Genomic DNA, 25,283 nt, shown 5'->3' with positions numbered 1-25,283 from the left:
GCAAGAGTTTTTTTATTGAACGGCCTTTTTTTCTGCGGCCAGAGCAGGTGTTTTCAGTTTCTTCGGTGTTATATTCACAAAACAAATGCTTGTGACGATCAGAAGCAGTCCGGCTAAAAGGCTGACGGTCAGCGGCTCATGCAGGAATATCGAGCTGACGGTAATGGATATGAGCGGGATCAGGAAGGTGTAAGAGGCAACCTTGCTTGCTTCCCCTGAACCAACAAGCGTAAAAAAGGCGAGCCAGCCGAGCGCGATAACAAAAACTGAAATGAACAGAAGGCTGAGAATGAACGGAGCTTTCCATTGAATCGCTGAAAAGCTTTCTGAAAAATGGCCGGAGCTGACAAGCAGCACGCCGCCGATCAGAAGCTGAAGAGCGACCATCCAGATAGAATCCGCGCGTCCGCCCGTTCTTTTCACATATACCGTGCCGAGCGCCCAGCTGACCGCGGAGCCTAAGGCCAAAAGAATGCCGGCGATGGAAATATGGCCTCCGAAACCGGCTGCGCTGATGACGGCGACACCGGCAAAGCCCAGAATAAGACCGGCTATTTTTAAAGGATACATCGATTCCCCGAGCCACAGCCAAGAAAAAACGCCCATTAACACCGGCTGGAAAAACACGATGGCTGAAAATAAGCCGGCAGGCAGGTAATTCAAGCCGACCGTTTGCAGGCCGTAAAATAAAGTAATATTTAAAATGGCAGAAATAAGATAGATCGGCCACGTTTCTTTAAAACGCAGCTTTTTAAAACGGGGCAGCGCCGCCATTAATAATAGAAGTCCGCCGATCAGCGTGCGGATTCCGGCAAACAGAAGAGGCGGCGAATAGGCAAGCGCGGCCTTTGTCAGCGGCCAGTTAATTCCCCATACCGTGACTAGAAACGCCAGCATTAGAGCCGTCTGTATTTTCGAAAGCTGTTTCACGTCGTTCACTCCTTGTAGAACAATTCCATCATATGATACGGTAATCAGTAAGATAAATAAAATGAATCTTTTTTATAAGGAGCATAAGTAAAAAGTTATGACGATTACACAACTGCGGGTTTTTGTTAAAATCGCTGAAACGGGAAGCTTTACAAAAGCTGGGCAGGCGCTGAATATGACGCAGCCCGCCGTCAGCCATGCCATCTCTGCGCTTGAGTCAGAGCTCGGCATCAAGCTGATCGTCCGCGAGCGCCGCAACGGCGTAAGGCTCACGGACACGGGCGGAAAAATTCTCGTCCATATCAGAGAGGTGCTCAAAGGCATAGAAAAAGCCGAGCAGCTGGCGGCCGCGGAAAGAGGGCTTGAACAGGGAACGATTCACATCGGCACATTTCCGGCCGCTTCCGCTTATTTCATTCCAAAACTGATCAGCGTGTTTAAAAAACGGTATCCGAAGCTTGAGTTGGTGCTTCATGAAGGAACGGTTAACGAAGTAAAGGAATGGCTCCGCTCCCGGGTAATAGATGTGGGGATCACTCTTTTTCCTACGGAAGACATGGAATATCTGCCGCTGAAAAAAGATAAAATGGCCGTCGTGCTTAGAAATGATCACCCGCTTTGCTGCTGTGAGTCAATCACTCTGAAAGATCTTGACCGCCAGCCGATGATCATCTGTGACGGAGGATACGAATCACCGTTTATTGATATGTTTAAGGAGGCAGGATCTGTGCTGACTGCCGCATTCACTGTTTACAACGTCAATACGTCCCTCAGCATGATCAAAGAGGGGCTGGGAATTGCGATATTATCACAAATGTCTATGTCGGGAATATCGCTGCCGGAAAATGTCGTGACAAGGGAACTCAATCAGGCGGTGTACCGTGATGTTCTGCTTGCCGTTCCTTCTATAAAGGAGGCTTCATTGGCGGCAAAACTTTTCATTCAATCGCACAGGAACTCACAAAGAACGAATAAAAAAAGACCCTAATCATCATAGGGCCCTGAATCTTATCGGTTAATTTTAAAAGAGTTAGTCGTATTGACAAGTTTTGAACCGCTGAACGTAGCTTTGACACGATAATAACCTGTCTTGCATCCTTTTAAAGAGAATGACTTAGTCACCCTTACTGAGAAAGAAAAGGTTGTTTTTTTACAAGTCGTCCATTTCTTTCCGGACTTTCGCTGTAAGTATAGGTTTCCTTTAAAAGTTCGATCTGACGGATACGCTGTACTGAGAGTAAAATCGACACTTTTCGCTTTTTTAGTGTAGTAGGAGGCATCGGTAAATCCGCTTACATTTAAATTCTGCTCAGTGCCGGAATAAAAGTCTGCGGCGTATGCCTTATCAGTGTTTCCTGTAAAGAAGATTGCTGCCAGTAAAGCTGTTGTGAGTGCCATTAAGATTTTTTTGCGCATATAGACTATGACTTCCTTCCTATTCAATATCATACATATCTTAACATTATTGGGTTTGTTCTTTCAACGATAGATTTTCACTTTTATAGGATGAAAAGCTCGTCATATCTGAATGTAATAGATTCATTCATACAGAGTTCACTAGTGACGACCGCTGACTGATTGTTCGAAGATCATCGAATCAAATTGTTTAACTCACGGGAAAAGCTGTGGTAAGGTGTGTGGTAGAGACCTTGTTTAAGATCTGCTTACACTAAACCATAAAGGAGAAAACGATGGCTGAACATACATTGAAAGATACTGCGTTTTCCGTATTGAATTTATCGCCGGTCGTACAGGGGGGAACGGTTGCTGAATCGTTCCGCAACAGCATGGATTTAGCGCGCCGCGCCGAGGAGTGGGGCTATAACCGCTATTGGCTTGCGGAGCATCATAATATAGAAGGCGTCGCCAGCTCGGCAACGGCGGTGCTGATCGGCCACATCGCCGGCGGCACGAAAAAAATCCGCGTCGGTTCTGGGGGTATTATGCTGCCGAATCATTCTTCACTTGTGATCGCGGAGCAATTCGGAACCCTTGAAACGTTATATCCGGGGCGGATTGATCTGGGGCTCGGACGCGCGCCGGGGACCGACCAATTAACGGCGAGAGCCTTACGAAGAAACATAAACAGCGGGGAAGATTTTCCGGAGCAGCTTGAAGAATTGAGAAATTACTTCAAACCGACAGGCAATGTGCGCAATCAAGTCCGCGCCATTCCGGGCGAAGGGCTGGACGTGCCGATCTGGCTTTTGGGCTCAAGCGGCTTCAGCGCGCGTCTTGCGGGAGAGCTCGGGCTTCCGTTCGCCTTTGCGGCTCACTTCTCACCGAAAAATACCGTGCCCGCTCTTGAACTGTACCGCAGCTCCTTCCGTCCGTCAGACGTACTGGATCAACCGTACGCGATGGTCGGCGTCACCGTCATTGCCGCCGATACGGATGAAAAGGCGGAGCATCTGGCAACATCGCATTATCAAAGATTTTTAGACCTCGTTCGCGGGACGCCGAACCAGCTGAAGCCTCCTGTTGAAGACATGGATCAAATCTGGTCGCCGTATGAAAAAGCGATGGTCAATGAACAGCTCAGTTCAACGATCGTCGGCGGACCGGAGCGTGTGAAGGAAAAGCTGGAAAGCTTCATCCGGACAACACAGGCGGATGAAATCATGGTGAATTCAGAAAGCTTTGAGCATGCCGACAGAATGAGATCATTTGAAATCATCGCCGAATTAAAAAACAGCTGAGCAAAAAAAGCAATGTGCCGCGCACATTGCTTTTTTTATTCGCCGATCCGCTTGACTGAATTCCGGATGACGAGTTCCGGTTCATACACGACGTCATCCTTCTTCGGCTTTTTATGTTCTAAGCAGTCGATGACATATTTTGCCGCCGCTTTCCCCATAATGGATTTCGGATGCTTGACAGAGGTGAGCTTCACCTCGGAAATCTGGGCGAAATGTGAATCGTCATAGCCCATGACCGATACGTCATCAGGCACCTTTAACCCCAATTCCCTGAGAAGATTAATCGTCTTCAGCGCAATTTCGTCATTGTAGCAAAGAATGGCCGTCGGATATGACCCGCTGTTTTGCTCAAGGGTATGCTTAATTTTTTGGAGAAGCACGGTTTCTTTTTCCTCAGTCGTGTAAGTCACGATCATGTCCGGAGACGGGAAAATCCCGCGCTCCCGATGCGCCTGAAGATAGCCGTTCATCCGTTTGACGCCCTGCGTGTCATCCGCTTTAAAGATTCCCATAATGTGCGTGTGTCCGAGGGACATGACGTATTCGCAAGCCATCATGCCGCCTTTGACATCATTGACGGAAAAGCTTGGTGCGGCCAGCTCCGCATAAGAGGCGTTAATCATGGCAAACGGAATGCCGTTTTTCTCCAGATTGAGATAGTAGCCGATGTTGGGCGTCTGCAGCGCGCTTTTTGTAGGCTCGACAATCAGCCCGTCTATATTTTTGGACAGCAGGTTTTCAAGGCCGCGCCGCTCACTTTCTGTATTGTTGTTGGTGCTCGTCAGCAGCATGGAATAGCCCTGTTCGCTTAAATAAGATTCAATTCCCCTGATGATGCTCGGAAAAATATAGTCTGATATGTACGTTGTAATGACGCCGATCGTTTTGTTTGAATGCATGGCTGATTTCGCCGTGCGTGAAGCGACAAAGGTGCCTCCGCCCTGAACGCTGTACAGCAGCCCCTGCGAGACCAAATCTCCGATCGCCTTTCTGATGGTATGGCGGCTGACGCCGAACTGCTGCATCAGCTCATTTTCCGTAGGCAGCTTTTCGTCCGGCTGTATTTTTCCCTGATTCAGCCATGAACAAATTTCTTCTTTTACTTGAGCATATTTCGGTAGCATATCAATTCCTCCAAAATGTATACGGACAAATTCCAGTATAACATAGTAAGCCCTTTCATCAAGCTGTAAAAATAATTGACAGATTATGAAAAACTGCTTATTCTTTATTTGTACGTACTAATTTTCCTCATTTTTAGATAAAATTCTTCATAAGTACGTACAAATGTGGCGGTTCTGAAGAAAACAAAGCATCATCAAGCGCCGCACTTTGTTTTGTAAGCGTTTTTATTATATTATTCGCGGGAGGGTAAAATTCATGAAGAATCACCCGGCACCAATTGGCTCAAATGTACCTGTCACTCGGCAGCATTCCAAGTGGTTTGTCATTCTCATCTCATGCGCGGCCGGACTGGGAGGGCTTTTGTACGGTTATGACACGGCGGTGATTTCCGGAGCCATCGGTTTCCTGAAAGATTTGTACCGCTTAAGTCCTTTTATGGAAGGGCTCGTGATTTCGAGCATTATGATCGGCGGTGTATTCGGCGTCGGGATTTCCGGATTTTTGAGCGACCGTTTCGGACGGAGAAAGATTTTGATGGCAGCGGCGCTGTTGTTTGCGGTGTCAGCGGTTGTCTCTGCGCTTTCTCAAAGTGTGTCTTCCTTAGTGATCGCCAGAGTCATCGGCGGTCTGGGAATCGGCATGGGCTCCTCGCTTTCTGTCACGTATATTACCGAAGCCGCTCCGCCGGCAATACGCGGCAGTCTGTCTTCACTGTATCAGCTGTTTACGATATTAGGGATCTCCGGCACTTATTTTATTAACCTCGCCGTTCAGCAGTCCGGCTCATATGAATGGGGGGTGCACACCGGCTGGCGGTGGATGCTCGCTTACGGCATGATTCCGTCCGTCATCTTTTTTATCGTGCTGCTTATCGTGCCGGAAAGTCCGCGCTGGCTTGCGAAAGCGGGGCGCCGGAATGAAGCCCTCGCCGTGCTGACGCGCATTAACGGCGAGCAGACCGCGAAAGAAGAAATCAAACAAATCGAAACGTCTTTACAATTAGAAAAAATGGGGTCATTGTCTCAGCTGTTTAAACCGGGGCTGAGAAAAGCGCTTGTGATCGGGATTCTGCTGGCTTTATTCAATCAGGTCATCGGCATGAACGCGATTACGTATTACGGGCCGGAAATTTTCAAAATGATGGGCTTCGGACAGAATGCGGGGTTTATCACGACATGCATCGTCGGTGTCGTCGAAGTGATTTTCACCGTCATCGCCGTTCTTTTAGTGGATAAAGTAGGCCGGAAAAAGCTGATGGGGGTCGGATCTGCCTTTATGGCGCTATTCATGATCTTAATCGGGGCAGCCTTTTATTTTCAGCTGGCGAGCGGTCCGGCTTTAGTCGTCATCATATTGGGATTCGTCGCCGCTTTCTGCGTATCAGTCGGGCCGATTACGTGGATCATGATTTCGGAGATCTTTCCGAACCACCTCCGAGCACGCGCCGCCGGTATCGCGACGATATTCTTATGGGGGGCCAACTGGGCGATCGGCCAGTTCGTGCCGATGATGATCAGCGGGTTAGGGCTCGCGTACACCTTCTGGATATTTGCCGTCATTAATATTCTCTGTTTCTTGTTTGTCGTGACGATCTGCCCTGAGACGAAAAATAAATCATTAGAAGAAATAGAAAAACTCTGGATAAAATGAAAGCGTTTTACGACAAAAGTCTGCTCCGGCGGGCTTTTGTCTGTCACCTTCATTCCGTTTCTGTATATAATGACTGTATCAAGGAGATACTGGAAAATCCTGCGAAGAATGTCGAGGAATTGACCTTTAACAGTTGAATTAACAATGTCATCCTGTTAAAATAATTAAAGAAAGCAGACATAATTTTTTTTGGCTATGATGGGACGTTTTTTGTCATAGCGGGACATTTTCTGTCCAGTATGAATAGGAAGGAACGTTTGAGTCATGAACCAGTTAATACAAGCTCAAAAAAAATTATTGCCTGATCTTTTGCTTGTGATGCAGAAAAGATTTGAAATCTTGCAGTATATCAGGCTTACCGAACCGATCGGCCGCAGAAGTCTTGCAGCCAGTCTCGGATTGACCGAGCGCGTTCTCAGAAGCGAGGTTCAGTTTTTGAAAGAACAGAATCTCATCGATATTAAAACAAACGGCATGACAATGACGGAAGAGGGCTATTCACTGCTTTCGATTCTGGAAGATACGATGAAGGATGTTTTAGGATTGACGCTTCTGGAAAAGACATTAAAAGAGCGGCTTAATCTGAAAGACGCCATTATCGTTTCCGGAGACAGCGACCAATCTCCTTGGGTCAAAAAAGAATTAGGGAGAGCGGCCGTTGCATGTATGAAAAAGAGATTTTCAGGCAAAAATATCGTCGCTGTAACCGGCGGTACGACAATTGAAGCCGTCGCCGATATGATGACGCCGGATTCAAAAAACCGCGAGCTCCTGTTTGTGCCCGCAAGAGGCGGTTTAGGCGAAGATGTGAAAAACCAGGCGAACACCATATGCGCGCATATGGCGGAAAAGGCTTCAGGCACTTACCGGCTTTTGTTCGTTCCCGGGCAGCTGTCACAAGGCGCCTACTCATCTATTATTGAAGAGCCTTCCGTAAAAGAGGTGCTTCACACGATTAAATCAGCGAGTATGCTCGTTCACGGAATCGGCGAAGCTAGAACAATGGCGGAGCGAAGAAACACGCCTTTGGAAGATTTGAAGAAAATAGATGACAATCATGCGGTGACAGAGGCATTCGGCTACTACTTTAATGCGGACGGAGAAGTCGTTCACAAGGTGCATTCAGTCGGAATGCAGCTCGATGACCTCGATGCCATTCCCGACATTATCGCGGTAGCGGGCGGATCAACAAAAGCAGAAGCAATCGAAGCTTATTTTAAAAAGCAGCGAAACACGGTTCTCGTCACGGACGAAGGAGCCGCAAAGAAGTTATTAAGGGATAACAGTCCCTCAATATAAATATCTCTCACTTATTTAAAGGAGGAAATAATCATGGCAGTAAAAGTCGGTATTAACGGTTTTGGTCGTATTGGACGTAACGTATTCCGCGCAGCATTAAACAATCCTGAAGTTGAGGTAGTAGCGGTTAACGATTTAACAGACGCTAACATGCTTGCTCATCTTTTACAATATGATTCCGTACACGGAAAATTAGATGCAGAAGTTAAAGTTGACGGCAGCAACCTTGTTGTTAACGGCAAAACAATCGAAGTTTCTGCTGAGCGCGATCCTGCGAAACTCAGCTGGGGCAAACAAGGCGTTGAAATCGTAGTTGAATCTACTGGTTTCTTCACAAAACGCGCAGACGCTGCGAAACACTTAGAAGCAGGCGCGAAAAAAGTTATCATCTCTGCACCTGCTAACGAAGAAGATATCACAATCGTTATGGGTGTTAACGAAGACAAATACGATGCGGCTAACCACCATGTTATCTCTAACGCATCTTGCACAACAAACTGCCTTGCGCCGTTTGCAAAAGTACTTAACGACAAATTCGGCATCAAACGCGGTATGATGACAACTGTTCACTCTTACACAAACGATCAGCAAATTCTTGATCTTCCGCACAAAGACTACCGTCGTGCGCGTGCAGCAGCTGAAAACATCATTCCTACATCAACTGGTGCTGCTAAAGCAGTTTCCCTTGTTCTTCCTGAACTGAAAGGCAAACTGAACGGCGGAGCTATGCGTGTGCCGACTCCAAACGTTTCTCTTGTTGACCTAGTTGCTGAACTTAACAAAGACGTAACGGCTGAAGACGTAAACGCAGCTCTTAAAGAAGCGGCTGAAGGCGATCTTAAAGGAATCCTCGGCTACAGCGAAGAGCCATTAGTATCCGGAGACTACAACGGCAATGCTAACTCTTCTACAATCGATGCTCTTTCTACAATGGTTATGGAAGGCAGCATGGTAAAAGTAATCTCTTGGTACGATAACGAAAGCGGCTACTCTAACCGCGTTGTTGACCTTGCAGCTTACATCGCAAAACAAGGTCTTTAATTCATAGCTCCCGGAAAGGGCCGGACTTGGTTCTTTCGGACAGAAACGCTATAATGAAAGCGGACAAGGGAAGGGGACGGACTCCCTTTCCCTTTTTCCATGAGAACCGGCTTTCAGAAAGCGCCTGATTGCTGCAGAACGTCCGCGTTTTGAGGTTTCCGCGGCACTTTCGTTTTCTGAGCCGCCTGCCCTGGCTCAGAAGACGATCTGCCCCGTGCCCGGAAGCTGCAATCTGCCCCGCGGCGGAAGCATCATGAGGCGGTTTCACGTTTCACGTTTTTCGTGCTATGCAAACCATTTTGAAGGAGGATCTCCTAAGGCATGAATAAAAAAACAGTAAAAGACATCGACGTAAAAGGCAAAGTCGTATTCTGCCGCGTTGACTTTAACGTTCCAATGAAAGACGGGGAAGTAACAGACGATACTCGTATCCGCGCTGCGCTTCCAACAATCAAACACCTTGCAGACCAAGGCGCGAAAGTCCTTCTTGCGAGCCACTTAGGCCGCCCGAAAGGCGAAACGGTTGAGGAGCTTCGTTTAACTCCTGTCGCTGCACGCTTAGGCGAACTGCTCGGCAAAGAAGTGAAAAAAGCGGATGAAGCTTACGGTGATGCTGTAAAAGCACAAGTTTCTGATATGAAGGACGGAGACGTTCTTGTATTGGAAAACGTACGTTTCTACCCTGGTGAAGAGAAAAACGATCCTGAGCTTGCTAAAGCATTTGCTGAGCTTGCGGATGTATATGTCAATGACGCATTCGGTGCTGCCCACCGTGCTCACGCATCTACAGCCGGAATTGCCGAGCATCTGCCGGCGGTTGCAGGATTCCTGATGGAAAAAGAGCTTGACGTTCTCGGCAAAGCCGTGACAAATCCTGAGCGCCCGTTTACGGCAATCATCGGCGGCGCGAAAGTAAAAGACAAAATCGGCGTAATCGAAAGTCTGCTTGATAAAGTGGACAACCTGATCATCGGCGGAGGTCTTGCTTACACATTCGTAAAAGCGCTTGGCTATGAAGTCGGTAAATCTCTTCTTGAAGAAGATAAAATCGAACTTGCAAAATCATTCATGGACCGCGCGAAAGAAAAAGGCGTTAAATTCTATATGCCGGAAGACGTTCTCGTTGCTGATGATTTCTCTAACGATGCAAACGTTCAAATCGTGCCGATCTCTGAGATCCCAAGTGATTTAGAAGCGATCGACATCGGAACGAAAACCCGCGAAACGTATGCTGAAGTTATCAAAAACAGCAAACTTGTCGTATGGAACGGACCGATGGGCGTATTCGAAATCGACTTGTTCGCTCAAGGCACAAAAGCAGTGGCTGAAGCATTGGCAGAGGCAAACGATACATACTCTGTCATCGGCGGAGGAGACTCTGCAGCAGCCGTTGAAAAATTCGGCCTTGCTGACAAAATGAGCCATATCTCAACAGGCGGCGGCGCATCCCTTGAATTCATGGAAGGCAAAGAGCTTCCAGGTGTAGCTGCGCTGAACGATAAATAAAAACTGCTATAAGGAAGTGGAACAGATGAGAAAACCAATTATAGCCGGTAACTGGAAAATGAACAAAACACTCGGCGAAGCTGTCAGCTTCGTTGAAGAAGTGAAATCTTCCATTCCAGCAGCAGACAAAGCGGAAGCCGTTGTTTGCGCACCAGCTCTTTTCTTAGAAAAGCTGACTTCTGCTGTTAAAGGAACTGACCTGAAAGTCGGCGCCCAAAACATGCATTTTGAAGAAAACGGTGCGTTCACAGGTGAAATCAGCCCGGTCGCTCTGAAAGACCTTGGCGTGGATTACTGCGTCATCGGCCACTCTGAGCGCCGTGAAATGTTCGCTGAAACTGATGAAACAGTTAACAAAAAAGCGCATGCTGCTTTCAAACACGGCATTGTGCCGATCATTTGCGTAGGTGAAACGCTTGAAGAGCGCGAAGCCGGAAAAACAAATGATCTTGTTGCCGATCAAGTGAAAAAAGGTCTTGCGGGTCTTTCTGAAGAGCAAGTTGCCGCTTCCGTTATTGCGTACGAGCCAATCTGGGCAATCGGAACAGGCAAATCTTCTACAGCGAAAGATGCTAACGACGTCTGCGCGCATATCCGTAAAGTCGTTGCTGAAAGCTTCAGCCAGGAAACTGCTGACAAGCTCCGCATTCAATACGGCGGCAGCGTAAAACCTGCAAATATTAAAGAATATATGGCAGAGTCCGATATTGACGGTGCTTTGGTCGGCGGCGCAAGCCTTGAACCGCAGTCATTCGTTCAATTATTGGAGGAAGGTCAATATGAGTAAAAAACCAGCTGCACTCATCATTCTTGATGGGTTCGGATTACGCAATGAAACAGTCGGAAACGCAGTCGCACAAGCGAAAAAACCGAATTTCGACCGTTATTGGAACCAATACCCTCATCAGACGCTGACGGCATCAGGCGAAGCAGTCGGACTGCCTGAAGGACAGATGGGGAACTCTGAAGTCGGTCATCTGAATATCGGCGCAGGACGTATTGTGTACCAAAGCTTAACACGCGTGAACGTTGCCATCCGCGAAGGCGAATTCGAACGCAATCAAACGTTCCTTGACGCCATCAAAAACGCGAAAGACAACGACAAAGCGCTGCACCTGTTCGGCCTTCTTTCTGACGGAGGCGTACACAGTCATATCAATCATTTATTCGCGCTGCTGAAGCTTGCGAAAAGTGAAGGACTGACGAAGGTGTATATTCACGGTTTCCTCGACGGCCGCGATGTAGGTCCGCAAACAGCGAAAACTTACATTCAGCAGCTGAATGAGCAGATCGAAGAAATCGGTGTCGGCGAAATCGCCAGCATTTCCGGACGCTACTACTCCATGGACCGCGACAAACGCTGGGACCGTGTGGAAAAAGCGTACCGCGCAATGGCTTACGGCGAAGGCCCGTCTTACCGCAGCGCGATGGATGTAGTCGACGATTCTTATGCGAACGGCATTCATGATGAATTCGTCATTCCGTCCGTCATCACAAAAGAAAACGGTGAACCCGTTGCGAAAATTCATGACGGCGATTCTGTGATTTTCTATAATTTCAGACCAGACCGCGCCATCCAGATTTCAAACACGTTTACCAACAAAGATTTCCGCGATTTCGACCGCGGTGAAAATCATCCGAAAAACCTGTATTTCGTCTGCCTGACTCACTTCAGTGAATCTGTTGACGGATATGTGGCTTTTAAACCGGTAAACCTTGACAATACGGTCGGTGAAGTATTAGCACAGCACGGGTTAAAACAGCTTCGCATTGCAGAAACTGAAAAGTATCCGCACGTTACGTTCTTTATGAGCGGCGGCCGCGAAGAAGAATTCCCGGGCGAAGAGCGCATCCTCATTAACTCGCCGAAGGTCGCGACATATGACCTGAAGCCTGAAATGAGCGCGTATGAAGTGAAGGATGCTCTTGTAAAAGAAATCGCGGCTGACAAGCACGACGCGATCATCCTGAACTTTGCAAACCCTGACATGGTCGGCCACTCCGGAATGGTCGAACCGACGATTAAAGCAATTGAAGCAGTGGACGAATGCTTAGGCGAAGTGGTTGACGCCATCATCGCTAAAGGCGGACATGCCATCATTACCGCTGATCACGGTAATGCGGACATTCTGATTACAGAAACAGGCGAACCGCACACTGCCCATACGACAAACCCAGTCCCTGTCATTGTGACGAAAGAAGGCGTGACGCTGCGCGAAGGCGGAATCCTAGGCGACCTCGCACCAACGTTATTAGACCTTCTCGGTGTTGAAAAACCGAAAGAAATGACCGGAACATCTTTAATTCAAAAATAAGCGTAAATCAAAAGGAGAGACAAACTCATGCCATACATTGTTGATGTTTATGCACGCGAAGTCCTTGACTCCCGCGGCAACCCAACAGTTGAAGTTGAAGTATATACAGAAACAGGAGCTTTCGGCCGCGCATTAGTGCCAAGCGGAGCTTCTACAGGTGAATACGAAGCGGTTGAGCTTCGTGACGGCGACAAAGACCGTTACCTTGGAAAAGGCGTGTTAACTGCTGTTAACAACGTAAACGAAATCATTTCTCCAGAGCTTCTCGGCTTTGACGTAACTGAACAAAACGCAATCGATCAGCTTTTAATCGAGCTTGACGGAACTGAAAACAAAGGCAAACTCGGTGCGAACGCAATCCTTGGCGTATCTATGGCTTGTGCGCGCGCAGCTGCTGATTTCTTACAGATTCCTCTTTACCAATACCTTGGAGGATTCAACTCAAAAACGCTTCCTGTACCGATGATGAACATCGTAAACGGCGGAGAGCATGCTGACAACAACGTAGACATTCAAGAATTCATGATTATGCCTGTAGGCGCGCCTAACTTCCGTGAAGCGCTTCGCATGGGCGCTCAAATCTTCCACAGCCTGAAATCAGTTCTTTCTGCTAAAGGAATGAACACAGCTGTAGGTGACGAAGGCGGATTCGCTCCGAACCTTGGTTCTAACGAAGAAGCGCTTCAAACAATCGTTGAAGCAATCGAAAAAGCCGGCTTCAAACCTGGCGAAGAAGTGAAGCTTGCTATGGATGCTGCATCTTCTGAGTTCTACAACAAAGAAGACGGCAAATACCATCTGTCTGGCGAAGGCGTTGTGAAAACATCTGCTGAAATGGTTGACTGGTACGAAGAAATGGTTTCTAAATACCCAATCATCTCTATCGAAGACGGACTTGACGAGAACGACTGGGAAGGCCACAAACTTCTTACAGAGCGTCTTGGCAAAAAAGTTCAGCTTGTCGGTGACGACCTTTTCGTTACAAACACGAAAAAGCTTGCTGAAGGTATCAAAAACGGCGTAGGCAACTCTATCCTGATCAAAGTAAACCAAATCGGTACATTGACTGAAACATTCGATGCGATCGAAATGGCGAAACGCGCGGGCTACACTGCCGTTATCTCTCACCGTTCAGGTGAAACTGAAGACAGCACAATCGCTGACATCGCTGTGGCAACTAATGCAGGACAAATCAAAACAGGTGCTCCGTCCCGTACGGACCGTGTTGCGAAATACAACCAGCTTCTTCGCATCGAAGATCAGTTGGCTGAAACTGCTCAATACCACGGTATCAACTCTTTCTATAACTTGAATAAGTAATGGAATGGACGCCGGGAGATATTCTCCCGGCGTTTTTTTATGCTCCCGGGTTTTTCCCTCCTTTTTCATCATCTTCATTTGGTCAATAATATTCATTTTTCCCCTTTTTAAAGGAATCAGTGTTCTTCAATCGAAAGGGAAGAGGTGTTAATAAGAGGAGGGATTATGATGAAATTTTCATTTATGTCAGCCGCGGTGGCAGCAAGCGTTATATGGGGCGCGTCTGCCGGGCCGCTGTCTGAAACCCATGGTTATTCAGCCGTGACCGCGCCGGTTTTTGATGCTGATGAGGCATTGGACACTATGCATGATCTGAGCGAAACAATCGGACCGCGGGAAACCGGAACTGCGAAAGAAAAGGAAGCGGCTGAATACATATCGAATCGCCTGCGGGCTCAGGGCGCCAGTGTCAAAGTACAGACATTTCCGTTGAAAAAGTACTTTTCAGGTTCAGTCACAGCGGGAGATCATGAATTCCCGCTCCGCTCCGCTGATCAATCCGCTGTTGAAAAAGAGCTGAGAATTGAGGGAGGGATTTTTGACGGCGGCTGCGGATCACGCGATGACGTAACAGGAGCCAAAGGAAAGATTGCAGTGATACGCGAAGGAAAGATCCCCGTTTCTCAAAAGATCAAACATGCCGAACAAGCGGGAGCCAAAGCAGTCATTATTTATAATCAGACAACAAAACCGCTCGCCGTCCGTCCGCATACCGATAAAGGAATCACGATACCGGCGGCGGGTATGAAAAAAGAAGACGGTGAAGCACTGCTGCAGGAAAAGCAGGCAGTCATTCAATTTAAAAACTATAAAAACCGCACCTCACAAAATATTATAGGAACGCGCAAAGCGGCACAGGCCAACTCTTCTGATGCTGATATTATTTATGTTACAGCGCATTATGACAGCGTAAAAGGCGCGCCCGGAGCGGATGATAACGCCTCAGGCACATCTGCCGTTCTGGAAATCAGCAAGCAATTCACACACATACCGAAAGACAAAGAGATCCGCTTTATCCTGTTCGGTGCAGAAGAATTATGGTCTGCGGGTTCATCTTATTACGTCAGTACACTCACGAACAATGAAAGAAAGCACAGCCAGGCCAATTTTAATGCCGATATGATTGCGACTGACTGGGAAGAAGCGAGTCAAATGTGTGTCACGACTCCTGACGGCAGGGAAAACCCGAGCGTCCGGTACGCTGAAAAAGCCGCTGAAAAATCCCGGTTGGTCAAGCCAAACCTGATTCAGCTCGGTTACTCAGACCATGTCTCTTTTTATGAAGCAGGGATTCCGTCGGCTAACTGGATTTGGCTCAGCCCCGATACACAGGAGCCGGGGCCCTGGTATCACACTGAGAATGATAATATGAAACACATCAGCAAAGAACGATTAGAGAAAGCGGGAGCACTCGTTTCCACGGCTGTAACTGAGGCAGTGACAGAATAAAAAAACAGGCTTAGGCCTGTTTTTTTATATTATTTTCTGTATATTCTCTCAATTAAGGGAGATTTTCTCACTCGTTACCAGATATATACCATTTGACAGGATTTTATTTTACAAATAAAAGAAAAATAAATAGATAATACCTAATTTATAAAAGGATGTAAAACTCATTTATCAAATTTTAACTTTTGTTATAATTGCGATATCGATCGATATTTGTTTTAAATTGTAAAAAACAATACTCTTTTCTATCTATTAGGGGGCGAAAAATGAATACTGTCACAAAAGAAGCCAGCAACCTTGGTCAAAAACAGCTGTTACATCTAATTGAAACGAAGCAGGCGATAGTAGGCGTGTTAGGCATGGGATATGTGGGATTTCCTCTTGCGCTGGAATGTGTCGATAAAGGATACAATGTTATCGGATTCGACAAAAACAGTGAAAAGGTTTCCTTGTTAGCCGCCGGAAGCAGCCATATTCAAGATATAGAGGACGACAGACTGAACTCGGCTTTACAAACAAAACGCTTTCAAATCAGCGCCGACATGTCGCTCATCCAACAATGCGACATCATTGTGATATGTGTGCCGACACCCCTGAACAAAAAAGACAAGATCCCCGATTTAACCTACATCGACAGTGCAGTTGACAGCATGATCGCTTATGGAAAGCAGCATCAGCTTTTAATTTTAGAAAGCACCACCTATCCCGGAACAACGAAAAAAAAGATTGCCGACAGAATGGCATCAAGCCGCGGCATGAAAATAGGAACAGACTTTTTTACGGCTTATTCTCCGGAAAGAATCGATCCGGGCAACAGGCAATATGAAGTTTCAGATATTCCTAAAGTAGTCGGCGGAACCACACAGACTTGCACAGAACTTGCCTCAGCGTTTTACAGCACCATTGTTACAAGCATTCACCCGGTCACCTCACCCGAAGTAGCTGAAACAGCTAAACTCCTAGAGAATACTTATCGTTATGTCAATATAGCTCTTATCAATGAAATGGCGCTTAATTGCCGTGAACTTGATATTGATATATGGGAAGTCATCTGCGCGGCAGACACGAAGCCGTTCGGCTTTCAAAAATTTATCCCGGGCCCCGGAGTCGGAGGCCATTGTATCCCGATTGACCCTTTTTACTTCAAATGGATTGCGAATGAAAAAGGGCTGCAGACGAAATTAATTGATCTGGCGGACGAAATCAATTCCAACATGCCGATTTCTGTCTCTGACTATGCTTTGAAACTGTCGGGCAAAGACAAATGCAGCATCTTAATAATAGGGGCCGCTTATAAAAAAAATACAAATGACCCGCGTGAATCCTCAGTGTTTACGATAATGGAAGAATTGATGGACAAGGGATGCGCGATTGATTACCATGATCCGTTTATCAGCGAGATCCGCTTGAATGACGGAAGCCGCAAACAATCTGTCCCTTTCACAAAAGAACAAATCAATCAGTACGACGTCATCATCATTCATACAGATCACGATGTCATCGACTACAGTATTTTGAAGGATGTCTCACCGATTATCTTTGACACAAGAAATGTATGCAAGGAAAAATCAGCCGACAATTGCAGAGTTGTCACTTTATAGGAGGGAACGGTCATTAGTAATCGATTTATCTCTTTTCACAGACCTGATATGACAAACGAAGAAATCGCAAGCGTAACCGAAACGATTCAATCGGGCTGGATTTCGAAAGGCCCGAAGGTAATCGATTTTGAAAAAAAGCTGGGAGAATGTATAGGAGCCGAACACGTCATCAGCTGTAATTCAGGCACCGCTGCATTACATATGGCTTTATTGGCGCTCGGTGTGGGAGAAGGCGATGAAGTCATCGTGCCGAGCTTCACGTTCTGTTCCAGTGTCAATGTCATCCTGCACGCCGGAGCCGTTCCGGTGTTTGCGGATATATGCGAGAAAAGTCTATGTGCCGATCCTGAAGATGTCAGGAAGAAAATAACGCCGCGCACAAAAGCGGTAATTGCGGTTCATTTTGCCGGCTATCCGGCTGATCTGGAAAACTTGCAATCCATTTGTAAAGAAAACGGATTGTATCTGATTGAAGACGCCGCTCATGCGCTCGGTACAAAATATAACGGAAGCATGATCGGCACTCATGGCGATGCCGTGTGTTTCAGCTTTTATGCCACCAAAAATATTACAACGGGGGAAGGCGGAGCCCTCGTCATGAAAGACGAACAGGCCGCAGAAAGAGCGAGGCTGTACGGCTGGCACGGCATCACAAAAAATGCCTGGAACCGGTACGGTGAAAAAGGCAGCTGGAGATACGACGTTTTACTGCCGGGCTTTAAATATAATATGACGGATATTCAGGCCGCGCTCGGTCTGGTTCAATTGAAACGCGCAAACGAAATTCAAGAAAAACGGGAACAGATCGCTCAATTTTATGTACGTGAACTGTCAGGCCAATCTGACAAAGCGGCGCTTCCGCTTTCTGACATTCCAAGCGGCATAACGCACTCATGGCATTTATTTATTTTACGTATTCGAGAAAACGGCGGTATGGACAGAGATTTGTTTATTGAGAAAATGAAAGAAAAACAAATCGGGCTGAGCGTGCACTTTATTCCCGTGCATTTGCATCCTTACTATAAAAAACATTTTCCTGCCGAGCTTCCGGTAACTGAACGTGTTTTCCGGGAGATCGTGTCACTGCCTCTTTACAGCCAGTTATCAGATGAGGATTGCAGCTATATTGTCAAGTCTATAAAAGAAGTTTTGACTATCAGCCAGGAGGTTGGATCATGAAACATATTGCGATTATCGGAGGAGCCGGTTTTATCGGAAGCGAACTGGCGGCATTATTACAGGCTAAAGGTTATCACACCATCATTGCAGACCAAAAGGAGCCGGCTTTTGACACTGAATACCGCCAAACGGATATCCTTGACCGGACGTCCCTCCGCGAATCACTGCGGGGAGCGGATGCGGTTGTTCATTTGGCGGCAATGGTCGGTGTAGACAGCTGCCGAAGCAATGAAGAAGACGTCATACGGGTCAATTTTGAAGGAACGAAAAACGTCACCGAGGTATGCGGTGAATTGGGAATCAGAACACTTCTTTTCTCATCGAGCTCAGAAGTATTCGGCGATTCACCGGATTTTCCTTATACCGAGACAAGCCGAAAGCTTCCGAAATCGGCTTACGGAAAAGCCAAACTGCAATCAGAGGAATATTTGAGAGAACAGGCTTCCGACGAGCTTCATATTCGGGTCGTCCGGTACTTTAATGTATACGGGCCGAAACAGCGCGAGGATTTTGTCATCAACAAGTTTTTCAGCCTGGCCGAGAATGGCTCTGAGCTGCCTCTTTACGGGGACGGCGGACAAATACGCTGCTTCAGCTACATCAGTGATATCGTCACCGGAACTTATCTCGCGCTCATTCATGAAGGAGCCGTCTTTGAAGACTTCAATATCGGGAACGACCAGCCGATCACGATAAAAGAACTGGCTGAAAAAGTTAATGTGCTCTCTGGCAGAGAGAAGGATAACTATCTGTTTAAAAAGCTGGGCGAAGACGGCGTGAGGGGAAAAGACATCGAGATTTTTAAACGGGCGCCGTCAATCGAGAAGGCGAAACGTTTACTCGGTTACGCTCCGAAAGTAAGTCTGAATGAAGGCCTGGAGATCATAAAAGATGAAAGACAAAAGCACAAACTTTCACTTTCCTAAAAACCCGGAAGTGGTCAAATATCCCGTTTATCCCGGACAGCTTTCCGTCAGGGGCCGTCTGCGCGCGGTGAAGCACTTGCTTACTGCCGGACAAAGCGGACTGACTGAAAAGCTGGAAAAACGGTACGGAAAAGGGGTTGTACTGACCTCCAGCGGCAGTGCGGCACTGGTGCTCGCCTTAACTTATTCGGGAGCCGGGCCGGGGAAAGAAGTGATTTTCTCATCCTTCAGCTGCCCGAATGTCATTGATGCCGTAGTGCAATCCGGTGCAACGCCTGTTTTTGCGCAGCTGGATGAGCATCTTTCTTTATCGTTTGAGGATGTCAAAAAAAAAGCGACGCGGCAGACGTGTGCGGTTATCCTCACGCATGTATACGGACGGAGAGAAAATACCGCCATCATTGACTGGGCGAAGGAACACGGTATTTTTGTCATTGATGATGCCGCTCAAGCCATGTTTACAAAACAAGCGGATACATATGCCGGCGGTCTGGGCGATTTGGGCATTTTAAGCTTCGGCCCGTCAAAACCGCTTGCGAGTATCGGAGGCGGCGCGTTAATCGCGCCGAAAGAATGGCTTCGGCAAAAAGCAAATTTCCCGATGGAGCAGCGCAGCCAAGTGGCAGCTGACTATCGAATTTATATCAGAAATCAAAGAATACAGGCTGTTATGAAACGGAAACGGCATCATCCCCTTTCATATATTTATAGGAAAGCGGGCGTCATGCCTTCCATGAAAGCCACTAAGCTCGAAGCTCTGCCGGATAAACCGGCTGTTGTACCGGTGCTTCGCATGCATCCGGCAAGGGAAGCCATTATTGAAGATCAGCTTTCACGTATGGATCAGCTTGTAACAGCTTCGCTCCGAAACTTACAAGCGGCGGGAGAAATCTTTATAAAGGCGGAAGAGACGTACGGCATAAAGATGATCCAGCCCCAAGAAGGAGAACATCTGAATTATTTAACGATTGTATTCCCCCGGGATGAAGAGCGGTACGGGTGTTCCGTTTATTTAGCTGAAAGAGGCATCCAAACATGCTGGAACTATCTTCCCCTCGGACGTATTCCGATTTATGAAACATATGCGGCGGAAGAAGGGGAAGATCCGCTTTGGAAGAGAGTTCTTTCTCTGCCGTTTAAACCTCCTCTTCAAAAGGAGCAAGTCAGATATATAGCCGAATCCGTTTTATCATATTGTGAGCAAAAGAATAAGACTGAATAGTGGTGATAACAATGCAAAAAACAGCAGTATGCACGAGCCGCCAGGCATGGGATCGGGCCGCTGACATGTATCAGGCGGGGTTGTTTCAAAGCTATGATTGGGGAATTCTCATGGAAGAGCTTCCCGGCACGTCATTTCACCCTGTCAGACTGACAACGGACGGAGGACAGGTCATCTATCTTCCGCTTTTTGAACAGAAGGGCGTATTATCCGGCAATATGATCGGATACGGCGGCGTTATTTCAGATCGCCCCATCTCATTTGAATGGCTTCAAAGTGAAATCGAGGCCATATTCGGCCGGAACATATCCCGGATGCTGCTGCCGTACGGTCAGACTTCTTTTACAGAAGAAATCGGGGAAGGGTGGACGGAAAAGGCGACACGGATTCTTACGCTTCCGGACACGTTTGACGAACTTTGGACGGGCATTTCCGGAAAAGCCCGGACGGCAGTCAGATACGCTGAAAAAGAGAATATTGTCACCCGGCTGATCGGGCGACAAGAACTTGGCGCGTTTTATGACCTCTACAAAGAGCATACGTCGGCAATCGGCGCGGCTTATGTGCTGAGCCAGGGATTTTTCCAAAAACTGCTTGACACGTTTGCTGACCGGATGTTTTGGGTCGGAGCATATCAGGATGAGACGCTGATCAGCAGCAGTATTTTTCTCTATGACCGCTCTCATTTCTATTATTGGCAGAATGTAAACAGCCTGGCGGGAAAAAAAGCGCAGGCCTCTTACTTGTTGATGCGTGACGCTTTGCAATTCGCCATCAGCCGCAAGCTTCAATGGGCTGATTTTGGCTATTCACACAGTAAAGAAATCGCAAGACCGAAACGATATTGGGGAGCTGAAGAAAAACAATGCCGACTTTTTACGAAACCGGAATGAAAACAATAAGCGGCCATCAATCCAGTTATCTGCCGTGGTACGGTTTTTTTGAAAAAATGTATAAGTCGGATCTGTTTGCCATTCATGACACGGCTCAATTTGAGAAAAAAGGGTTTCTGAACCGCAACAGAATCAAAACGCCGCAGGGCCCCAGATGGCTGACGGTGCCTTTGCAGATGAAACAATATAAAGACATAGAGCTTCGGCATATGAAAATCGACCAGACACAGGATTGGCGGAAAAAACATTGGATGGCGATTAAGATGAACTATGCGAAAGCTCCCTATTTTGAGCGGTACCAGCATTTTTTTCAAGATGTCTATCAGAGGGAGTGGGAATATCTCCATGATTTGAATATGCACATCATTGAATTTTTCCGAAAAGAGCTCCGAATTGAAACGCCGCTCTGTTATGTCTCTGAGCTTGAATGCCGGAAGGAGAAAAAAAGCGATTTTGTTTTAGCGCTTTGTCAGGAGCTGGGGGCGGACCGTTATTATTCAGGCAGTCAGGGTTCCGACTATTTAATAGAAAGCGATTTTGATAGAAACGGAATTGTCATTGAGTATCAGCAGATCCGGCATTTTGACTATCCTCAATTATTCGGGGAGCATATCCCTCACCTCTCCATGCTTGATATGCTGATGAACTGCGGAGCGGATACAGCTGAAATGTTAGTTAAAGGAGGGCAATATGATGAAAGTAATGGTATTTGCAGCGCATCCCGACGATGAAATTATCGGCGTCGGCGGCACGCTCGCCAAACATGTCCGCCAAGGTGACAGCGTGTCGGCAGTCATTATGGCGGAAGGCAAGTCATCAAGAAAAACGGATTATGAGAAGCCTGAAGAGTCCGTTATGCAGCATTCTGCTCAAGAAACGGAACAAGCGCTCAGCACTTTGGGCATCCATGATTTTGTCAGGCTGAACCTTCCTGATAACAGAATGGATTCAATGGATTTGCTGGATGTCGTGAAGGAAGCGGAGAAACAAATCAATCGTTTTCAGCCTGACATTGTGTATACCCAGTACGGCGGTGACATTAATATTGACCACTCCGTCGTATTCAGAGCGGTCATGACCGCAACCCGTCCGCTTCCCGGCCATACGGTAAAACGGGTTTTTGCCTATGAAACATTGTCTTCGACGGAATGGAATTACTGTCAGAAGGATCAGTTTCATGCCAATTTCTTCGTTAATATTGAAGACGAGCTTGAAACAAAATTGAAATCGATGGCGTGTTACGGCTCCGAGCTCAGAGACTTCCCTCATCCCCGCTCTTTGCAGGCAATCGAACATAATGCCCGTGTATGGGGAGCAAAATCGGGTTTTTCCGCTGCGGAAGCGTTTATGCTTGTGAGAGGAACATGGTGACTGTCCTATGATTGCTCAAATTCCGTTTTTCGGACTTGATCCGAAGCAAATCGATGAGAAATGGGTGGAAGCGGGATACGGTCTGGAAGCGAATATTTTTGACGGCCGCTCCTTTAGTGAAGCGGATTATCTCAAAACATTCAATCAGACGCTGGAATATGCAAAACAGCTTGATCCTTCATTATTGACGCTGCATTTCCCGACAGATCATGCCGATTATGTGCATGAAGATCACATCAAAAAACAGCTTTATCACTTTGCGGAGCTCGCTGTGAAATACGGCGCCAAAGGCATAACCGTTCATGCGAATCAATTTATGACGGTTGAGGAATTTCAAGTGTATGACCTGGAAGGAAACCGTAAAAAAATCATTGAGTTTTTCGCAGAGTTTGATGAGCAGCTGAAAGGGACGGACATTTGGATCGGTGTGGAAAACCTTCCGATCATCGGGAATCTGGGAGAGGATTTTGATCCGATTTTCATTTATCCTGAGGATTTTACAGAGCTGGTTCAGCTGGATCTGAAGCATGTCGGTATTACGTGGGATCTGTGCCATTGGGCGATTACCTATCAGACTCACTTGTCTTCCGCGCTTATGTTCAGAAATGACCAGCTGAGATACCCGGATTTCTTTCAGTTTCTCTCGATAAAAGAGAGCATTAAACATTATCACTTCAGCTCATTTCGCCAGCTTGCGTTCCCGCATGGCGGCGTCCGCTGTTTTGAGGGCCGCCATCCGAGTGAAGGGACGATCGCTGAGGAGCTGCTGAGACGGGCTGCCGATACTTTGCAGGAGCTTTATCGGAATCAAGATACCGGCATTGTATTTGAGGTGATGGAAGAGGATTATACGGAAAGACGGGAATCATGGAGAACGCTGGAATGGTTCGGCGGTGTTTCTGATGCCGAGGATCAAAAAAGGGCCTGATATGACATATCGAACACCGAACTATGCAAAGCTTTGGTGTGCGCAGGTGTTTTCTTCAGCGGCGGACGGTATCTGGCTTATTGCACTGCCGCTGTTAGTGCTGGAATTGACCGGCAGTAAAATTCTTGTCGGCGTTATTTCTTTTATCGAACTCGTGCCGTTGACATTTGGCGTGCTGGCGGGACCGCTGATTGATTTATTCCGAAAAAAGTCGATCTTGTATTTGTGCAATACGGGCCGGGCCGTCATCATGATCCTCTTGGCGGTGCTCAGCGCGAACGATTTATTAACCGTGTGGATAGCAGGGGTGTGCGCCTTTTGTCTATCTCTGCAATCGATGCTGTTTGCGCCGGCGAAAGTCGCGATCATTCCGCTGCTCGTCCGCAAACAGCATCTTGATCAGGCGACATCTCTGATCAATACGAGTGACTTGATCGGACTCATCGTCGGAAAACTGATCAGCGGAATCATGATTGCGGCTATTCCGTTCGGGCTGCTGTTTGCCATAAACGGAACTGCTTTTTTTATCTCCGCGGCATTTATCGCGTTCATTCGTATTTCAGAACAGCCCAATGAAAAAAGCAACGGGGCTGAAGATGTAAAAGCCGGCTACAGAATGCTGAAAGGAAATGCGGCATGGCTGACATCGGTCGGATACTTTTTCGTCGTAAATCTCGTCATTGCCGGTCTTATTTCAGTAATGGGGCCGATTCTTGCTGTGGAACGTTTTCAGCAGAACTATTCTGTATGGTTTGCCGTCATGTATTCAATGTTTCAGGCGGGGATGCTTTTGGGCAATCTGGCCGTATTTTTCAAATGGAATACAAAACGCTTGAACCGGCTGTATCCGCGGACGTTAACGGCAGCGGGACTGCTCATTTTGGTGCTGTTTTTTCCGCTTCACGGGTTTGAGTGCATCATTTTCCTAGTGCTTGGCATCATCATCTCGTATATTGATGTGCAAACGGTGCTGTATTTCCAAAAGACGGTTCCGGCCGCATATTTCGGAAGGGTTTTTGCACTGATTTTTTCCATTGTCAAAATGGGTGAACCGCTGTCTGCCGCTGTCTACACAGGGCTTCTGCTGTTGATGAATGCGGATTATATTTTTGCGGCGGTCGGACTGACCCTTACGATCGTTTTTGCTGTTTTTTCAGTCAGACAAGGGAGTCAAAGAAATACAGAGAAACAAGCGGATCAATCCGTCTGAATGGTAAACGAAGGGGCGCCGGTATCAGCCGGCGCCCTTTTTATCATAAATCCAAATAAAGCCGTATCATATCCCGGCATTGAATGCCGTTTTCAAAAATGTCTTCATCATAATGTCTGATAAAAAAATCATGGTCGACAGCCTGAATGCGGAATCCGCATTTTTGATAGAGTGACAGCTGATGAATACTGGAATTTCCGGTGCCGATTTCAATCGTGTCAGCTCCCGATTGTCTCGCTTTTTCAATGGCATCTTGCACCAGCTGTTTTCCGAATCCCCTGTTCTGCAGCGATTCTTTTACCGCGATGTTTACGATTTCTATCGTTTTAGGCCTTGTTTGCAATAAAACGTAAACCCCTGCAAGCTCGTCTGACGTCCAAGCCGTATAGCATTCTCCTCTTACAAGATAATCATCGACAATCTCTTTCGACGGATCGGCCAGCAGCAATAGTTCATACAGCGCTTCATCCGGCTCCGCGGCTTTTCGGATGCTCAGTTTTTGCATGTCCGTTTCTCCTCCTCCGTTATGATCGACAGCTATTTTTCAAAATAACTCCAAAATCATTCTACTTTATTATAAAATATGAAACATAGGAAAAGTTATACAAGTTTTGCAGAT

Annotated in this window: 23 protein-coding genes; 19 read left to right on the top strand and 4 right to left on the bottom strand. The window is 47.1% G+C overall.

Annotation, left to right across the window (positions count from 1 at the left end):
- Positions 1-12: 12 nt before the first annotated feature.
- Positions 13-930, bottom strand: coding sequence for a DMT family transporter (locus BXO87_RS07445; RefSeq protein ID WP_038459909.1), 918 nt, complete (start codon positions 928-930; stop codon positions 13-15).
- Between the two features lie 97 nt (positions 931-1,027).
- Between BXO87_RS07445 and BXO87_RS07440 the strand changes: the two genes are divergently transcribed.
- Positions 1,028-1,918: a LysR family transcriptional regulator gene (locus tag BXO87_RS07440; protein WP_046702216.1), complete on the top strand. Its 891-nt coding sequence runs from the start codon at positions 1,028-1,030 to the stop codon at positions 1,916-1,918.
- Positions 1,919-1,938: 20 nt separating this feature from the next.
- On the opposite strand, the gene BXO87_RS07435 is transcribed toward BXO87_RS07440, so the two are convergent.
- Positions 1,939-2,346, bottom strand: coding sequence for a hypothetical protein (locus tag BXO87_RS07435; RefSeq protein ID WP_032876379.1), 408 nt, complete (start codon positions 2,344-2,346; stop codon positions 1,939-1,941).
- A 275-nt stretch (positions 2,347-2,621) separates the two neighbouring features.
- On the opposite strand from BXO87_RS07435, the gene BXO87_RS07430 reads away from it, so the two are divergent.
- Entirely contained in the window at positions 2,622-3,629 is a 1,008-nt protein-coding gene (locus BXO87_RS07430) for an LLM class flavin-dependent oxidoreductase (protein ID WP_007409952.1), read from the top strand.
- A gap of 35 nt (positions 3,630-3,664) precedes the next feature.
- Here the strand turns inward: BXO87_RS07430 and araR are convergent, their stop codons facing one another.
- Positions 3,665-4,753, bottom strand: a complete 1,089-nt coding sequence (araR, locus tag BXO87_RS07425) for an arabinose utilization transcriptional regulator AraR (RefSeq protein WP_038459907.1) — start codon at positions 4,751-4,753, stop codon at positions 3,665-3,667.
- Between the two features lie 256 nt (positions 4,754-5,009).
- Here araR and araE point away from each other — a divergent pair, with 256 nt between their 5' ends.
- From araE to BXO87_RS07335, 17 genes are all read left to right on the top strand, one after another.
- Positions 5,010-6,404, top strand: coding sequence for an arabinose-proton symporter AraE (araE, locus tag BXO87_RS07420; protein ID WP_032876389.1), 1,395 nt, complete (start codon positions 5,010-5,012; stop codon positions 6,402-6,404).
- A gap of 264 nt (positions 6,405-6,668) precedes the next feature.
- The gene (gene cggR, locus BXO87_RS07415) at positions 6,669-7,703 is read left to right on the top strand and encodes a gapA transcriptional regulator CggR (RefSeq protein ID WP_038459904.1); all 1,035 of its coding nucleotides are present in this window, start codon (positions 6,669-6,671) and stop codon (positions 7,701-7,703) included.
- A 33-nt stretch (positions 7,704-7,736) separates the two neighbouring features.
- Positions 7,737-8,744, top strand: coding sequence for a type I glyceraldehyde-3-phosphate dehydrogenase (gene gap / locus BXO87_RS07410; RefSeq protein ID WP_003151611.1), 1,008 nt, complete (start codon positions 7,737-7,739; stop codon positions 8,742-8,744).
- Between the two features lie 321 nt (positions 8,745-9,065).
- Entirely contained in the window at positions 9,066-10,250 is a 1,185-nt protein-coding gene (locus tag BXO87_RS07400; protein WP_038459901.1) for a phosphoglycerate kinase, read from the top strand.
- Positions 10,251-10,275: 25 nt separating this feature from the next.
- Positions 10,276-11,037, top strand: a complete 762-nt coding sequence (tpiA, locus tag BXO87_RS07395; RefSeq protein WP_003151618.1) for a triose-phosphate isomerase — start codon at positions 10,276-10,278, stop codon at positions 11,035-11,037.
- Positions 11,030-12,565, top strand: a complete 1,536-nt coding sequence (gene gpmI, locus BXO87_RS07390) for a 2,3-bisphosphoglycerate-independent phosphoglycerate mutase (RefSeq protein ID WP_003151620.1) — start codon at positions 11,030-11,032, stop codon at positions 12,563-12,565. Before tpiA ends, gpmI begins: the two co-directional genes overlap by 8 nt.
- Positions 12,566-12,592: 27 nt before the next feature.
- Positions 12,593-13,885 (top strand): phosphopyruvate hydratase, encoded by a 1,293-nt coding sequence (gene eno, locus BXO87_RS07385; protein ID WP_007409956.1) that lies wholly within the window; start codon positions 12,593-12,595, stop codon positions 13,883-13,885.
- A gap of 168 nt (positions 13,886-14,053) precedes the next feature.
- Positions 14,054-15,334 (top strand): M28 family peptidase, encoded by a 1,281-nt coding sequence (locus tag BXO87_RS07380; protein WP_038459899.1) that lies wholly within the window; start codon positions 14,054-14,056, stop codon positions 15,332-15,334.
- 266 nt (positions 15,335-15,600) lie between these two features.
- Entirely contained in the window at positions 15,601-16,935 is a 1,335-nt protein-coding gene (locus BXO87_RS07375; RefSeq protein ID WP_038459897.1) for a nucleotide sugar dehydrogenase, read from the top strand.
- A gap of 48 nt (positions 16,936-16,983) precedes the next feature.
- Positions 16,984-18,114, top strand: coding sequence for a DegT/DnrJ/EryC1/StrS family aminotransferase (locus BXO87_RS07370; RefSeq protein ID WP_032876966.1), 1,131 nt, complete (start codon positions 16,984-16,986; stop codon positions 18,112-18,114).
- The gene (locus BXO87_RS07365; protein WP_076851290.1) at positions 18,111-19,040 is read left to right on the top strand and encodes an NAD-dependent epimerase/dehydratase family protein; all 930 of its coding nucleotides are present in this window, start codon (positions 18,111-18,113) and stop codon (positions 19,038-19,040) included. Before BXO87_RS07370 ends, BXO87_RS07365 begins: the two co-directional genes overlap by 4 nt.
- Complete coding sequence (locus BXO87_RS07360; protein ID WP_076851289.1) at positions 19,006-20,262, top strand: aminotransferase class V-fold PLP-dependent enzyme; 1,257 nt, start codon at positions 19,006-19,008, stop codon at positions 20,260-20,262. Before BXO87_RS07365 ends, BXO87_RS07360 begins: the two co-directional genes overlap by 35 nt.
- An 11-nt stretch (positions 20,263-20,273) precedes the next feature.
- Positions 20,274-21,155: a GNAT family N-acetyltransferase gene (locus tag BXO87_RS07355; protein WP_076851288.1), complete on the top strand. Its 882-nt coding sequence runs from the start codon at positions 20,274-20,276 to the stop codon at positions 21,153-21,155.
- Entirely contained in the window at positions 21,128-21,886 is a 759-nt protein-coding gene (locus tag BXO87_RS07350; protein WP_076851287.1) for a WbqC family protein, read from the top strand. The genes BXO87_RS07355 and BXO87_RS07350 overlap by 28 nt, the downstream gene beginning before the upstream one ends.
- Positions 21,849-22,526: a PIG-L deacetylase family protein gene (locus BXO87_RS07345; protein WP_003151634.1), complete on the top strand. Its 678-nt coding sequence runs from the start codon at positions 21,849-21,851 to the stop codon at positions 22,524-22,526. The genes BXO87_RS07350 and BXO87_RS07345 overlap by 38 nt, the downstream gene beginning before the upstream one ends.
- A 7-nt stretch (positions 22,527-22,533) precedes the next feature.
- Positions 22,534-23,454 (top strand): TIM barrel protein, encoded by a 921-nt coding sequence (locus tag BXO87_RS07340; RefSeq protein ID WP_015387694.1) that lies wholly within the window; start codon positions 22,534-22,536, stop codon positions 23,452-23,454.
- On the top strand, positions 23,429-24,664 hold the full coding sequence (locus BXO87_RS07335) for an MFS transporter (RefSeq protein ID WP_003151636.1): 1,236 nt from the start codon (positions 23,429-23,431) through the stop codon (positions 24,662-24,664). The genes BXO87_RS07340 and BXO87_RS07335 overlap by 26 nt, the downstream gene beginning before the upstream one ends.
- Before the next feature lie 43 nt (positions 24,665-24,707).
- Here BXO87_RS07335 and BXO87_RS07330 read toward each other — a convergent pair whose 3' ends face one another.
- A complete protein-coding gene (locus BXO87_RS07330) occupies positions 24,708-25,169 on the bottom strand; it encodes a GNAT family N-acetyltransferase (RefSeq protein ID WP_003151638.1) in 462 nt (153 codons plus the stop codon).
- Between the last annotated feature and the right edge of the window lie 114 nt (positions 25,170-25,283).

It is taken from the genome of Bacillus sp. GZB (assembly GCF_001975995.1).
GTDB lineage: Bacteria > Bacillota > Bacilli > Bacillales > Bacillaceae > Bacillus > Bacillus velezensis.
This window is presented reverse-complemented; position numbering and strand designations above follow the sequence as displayed.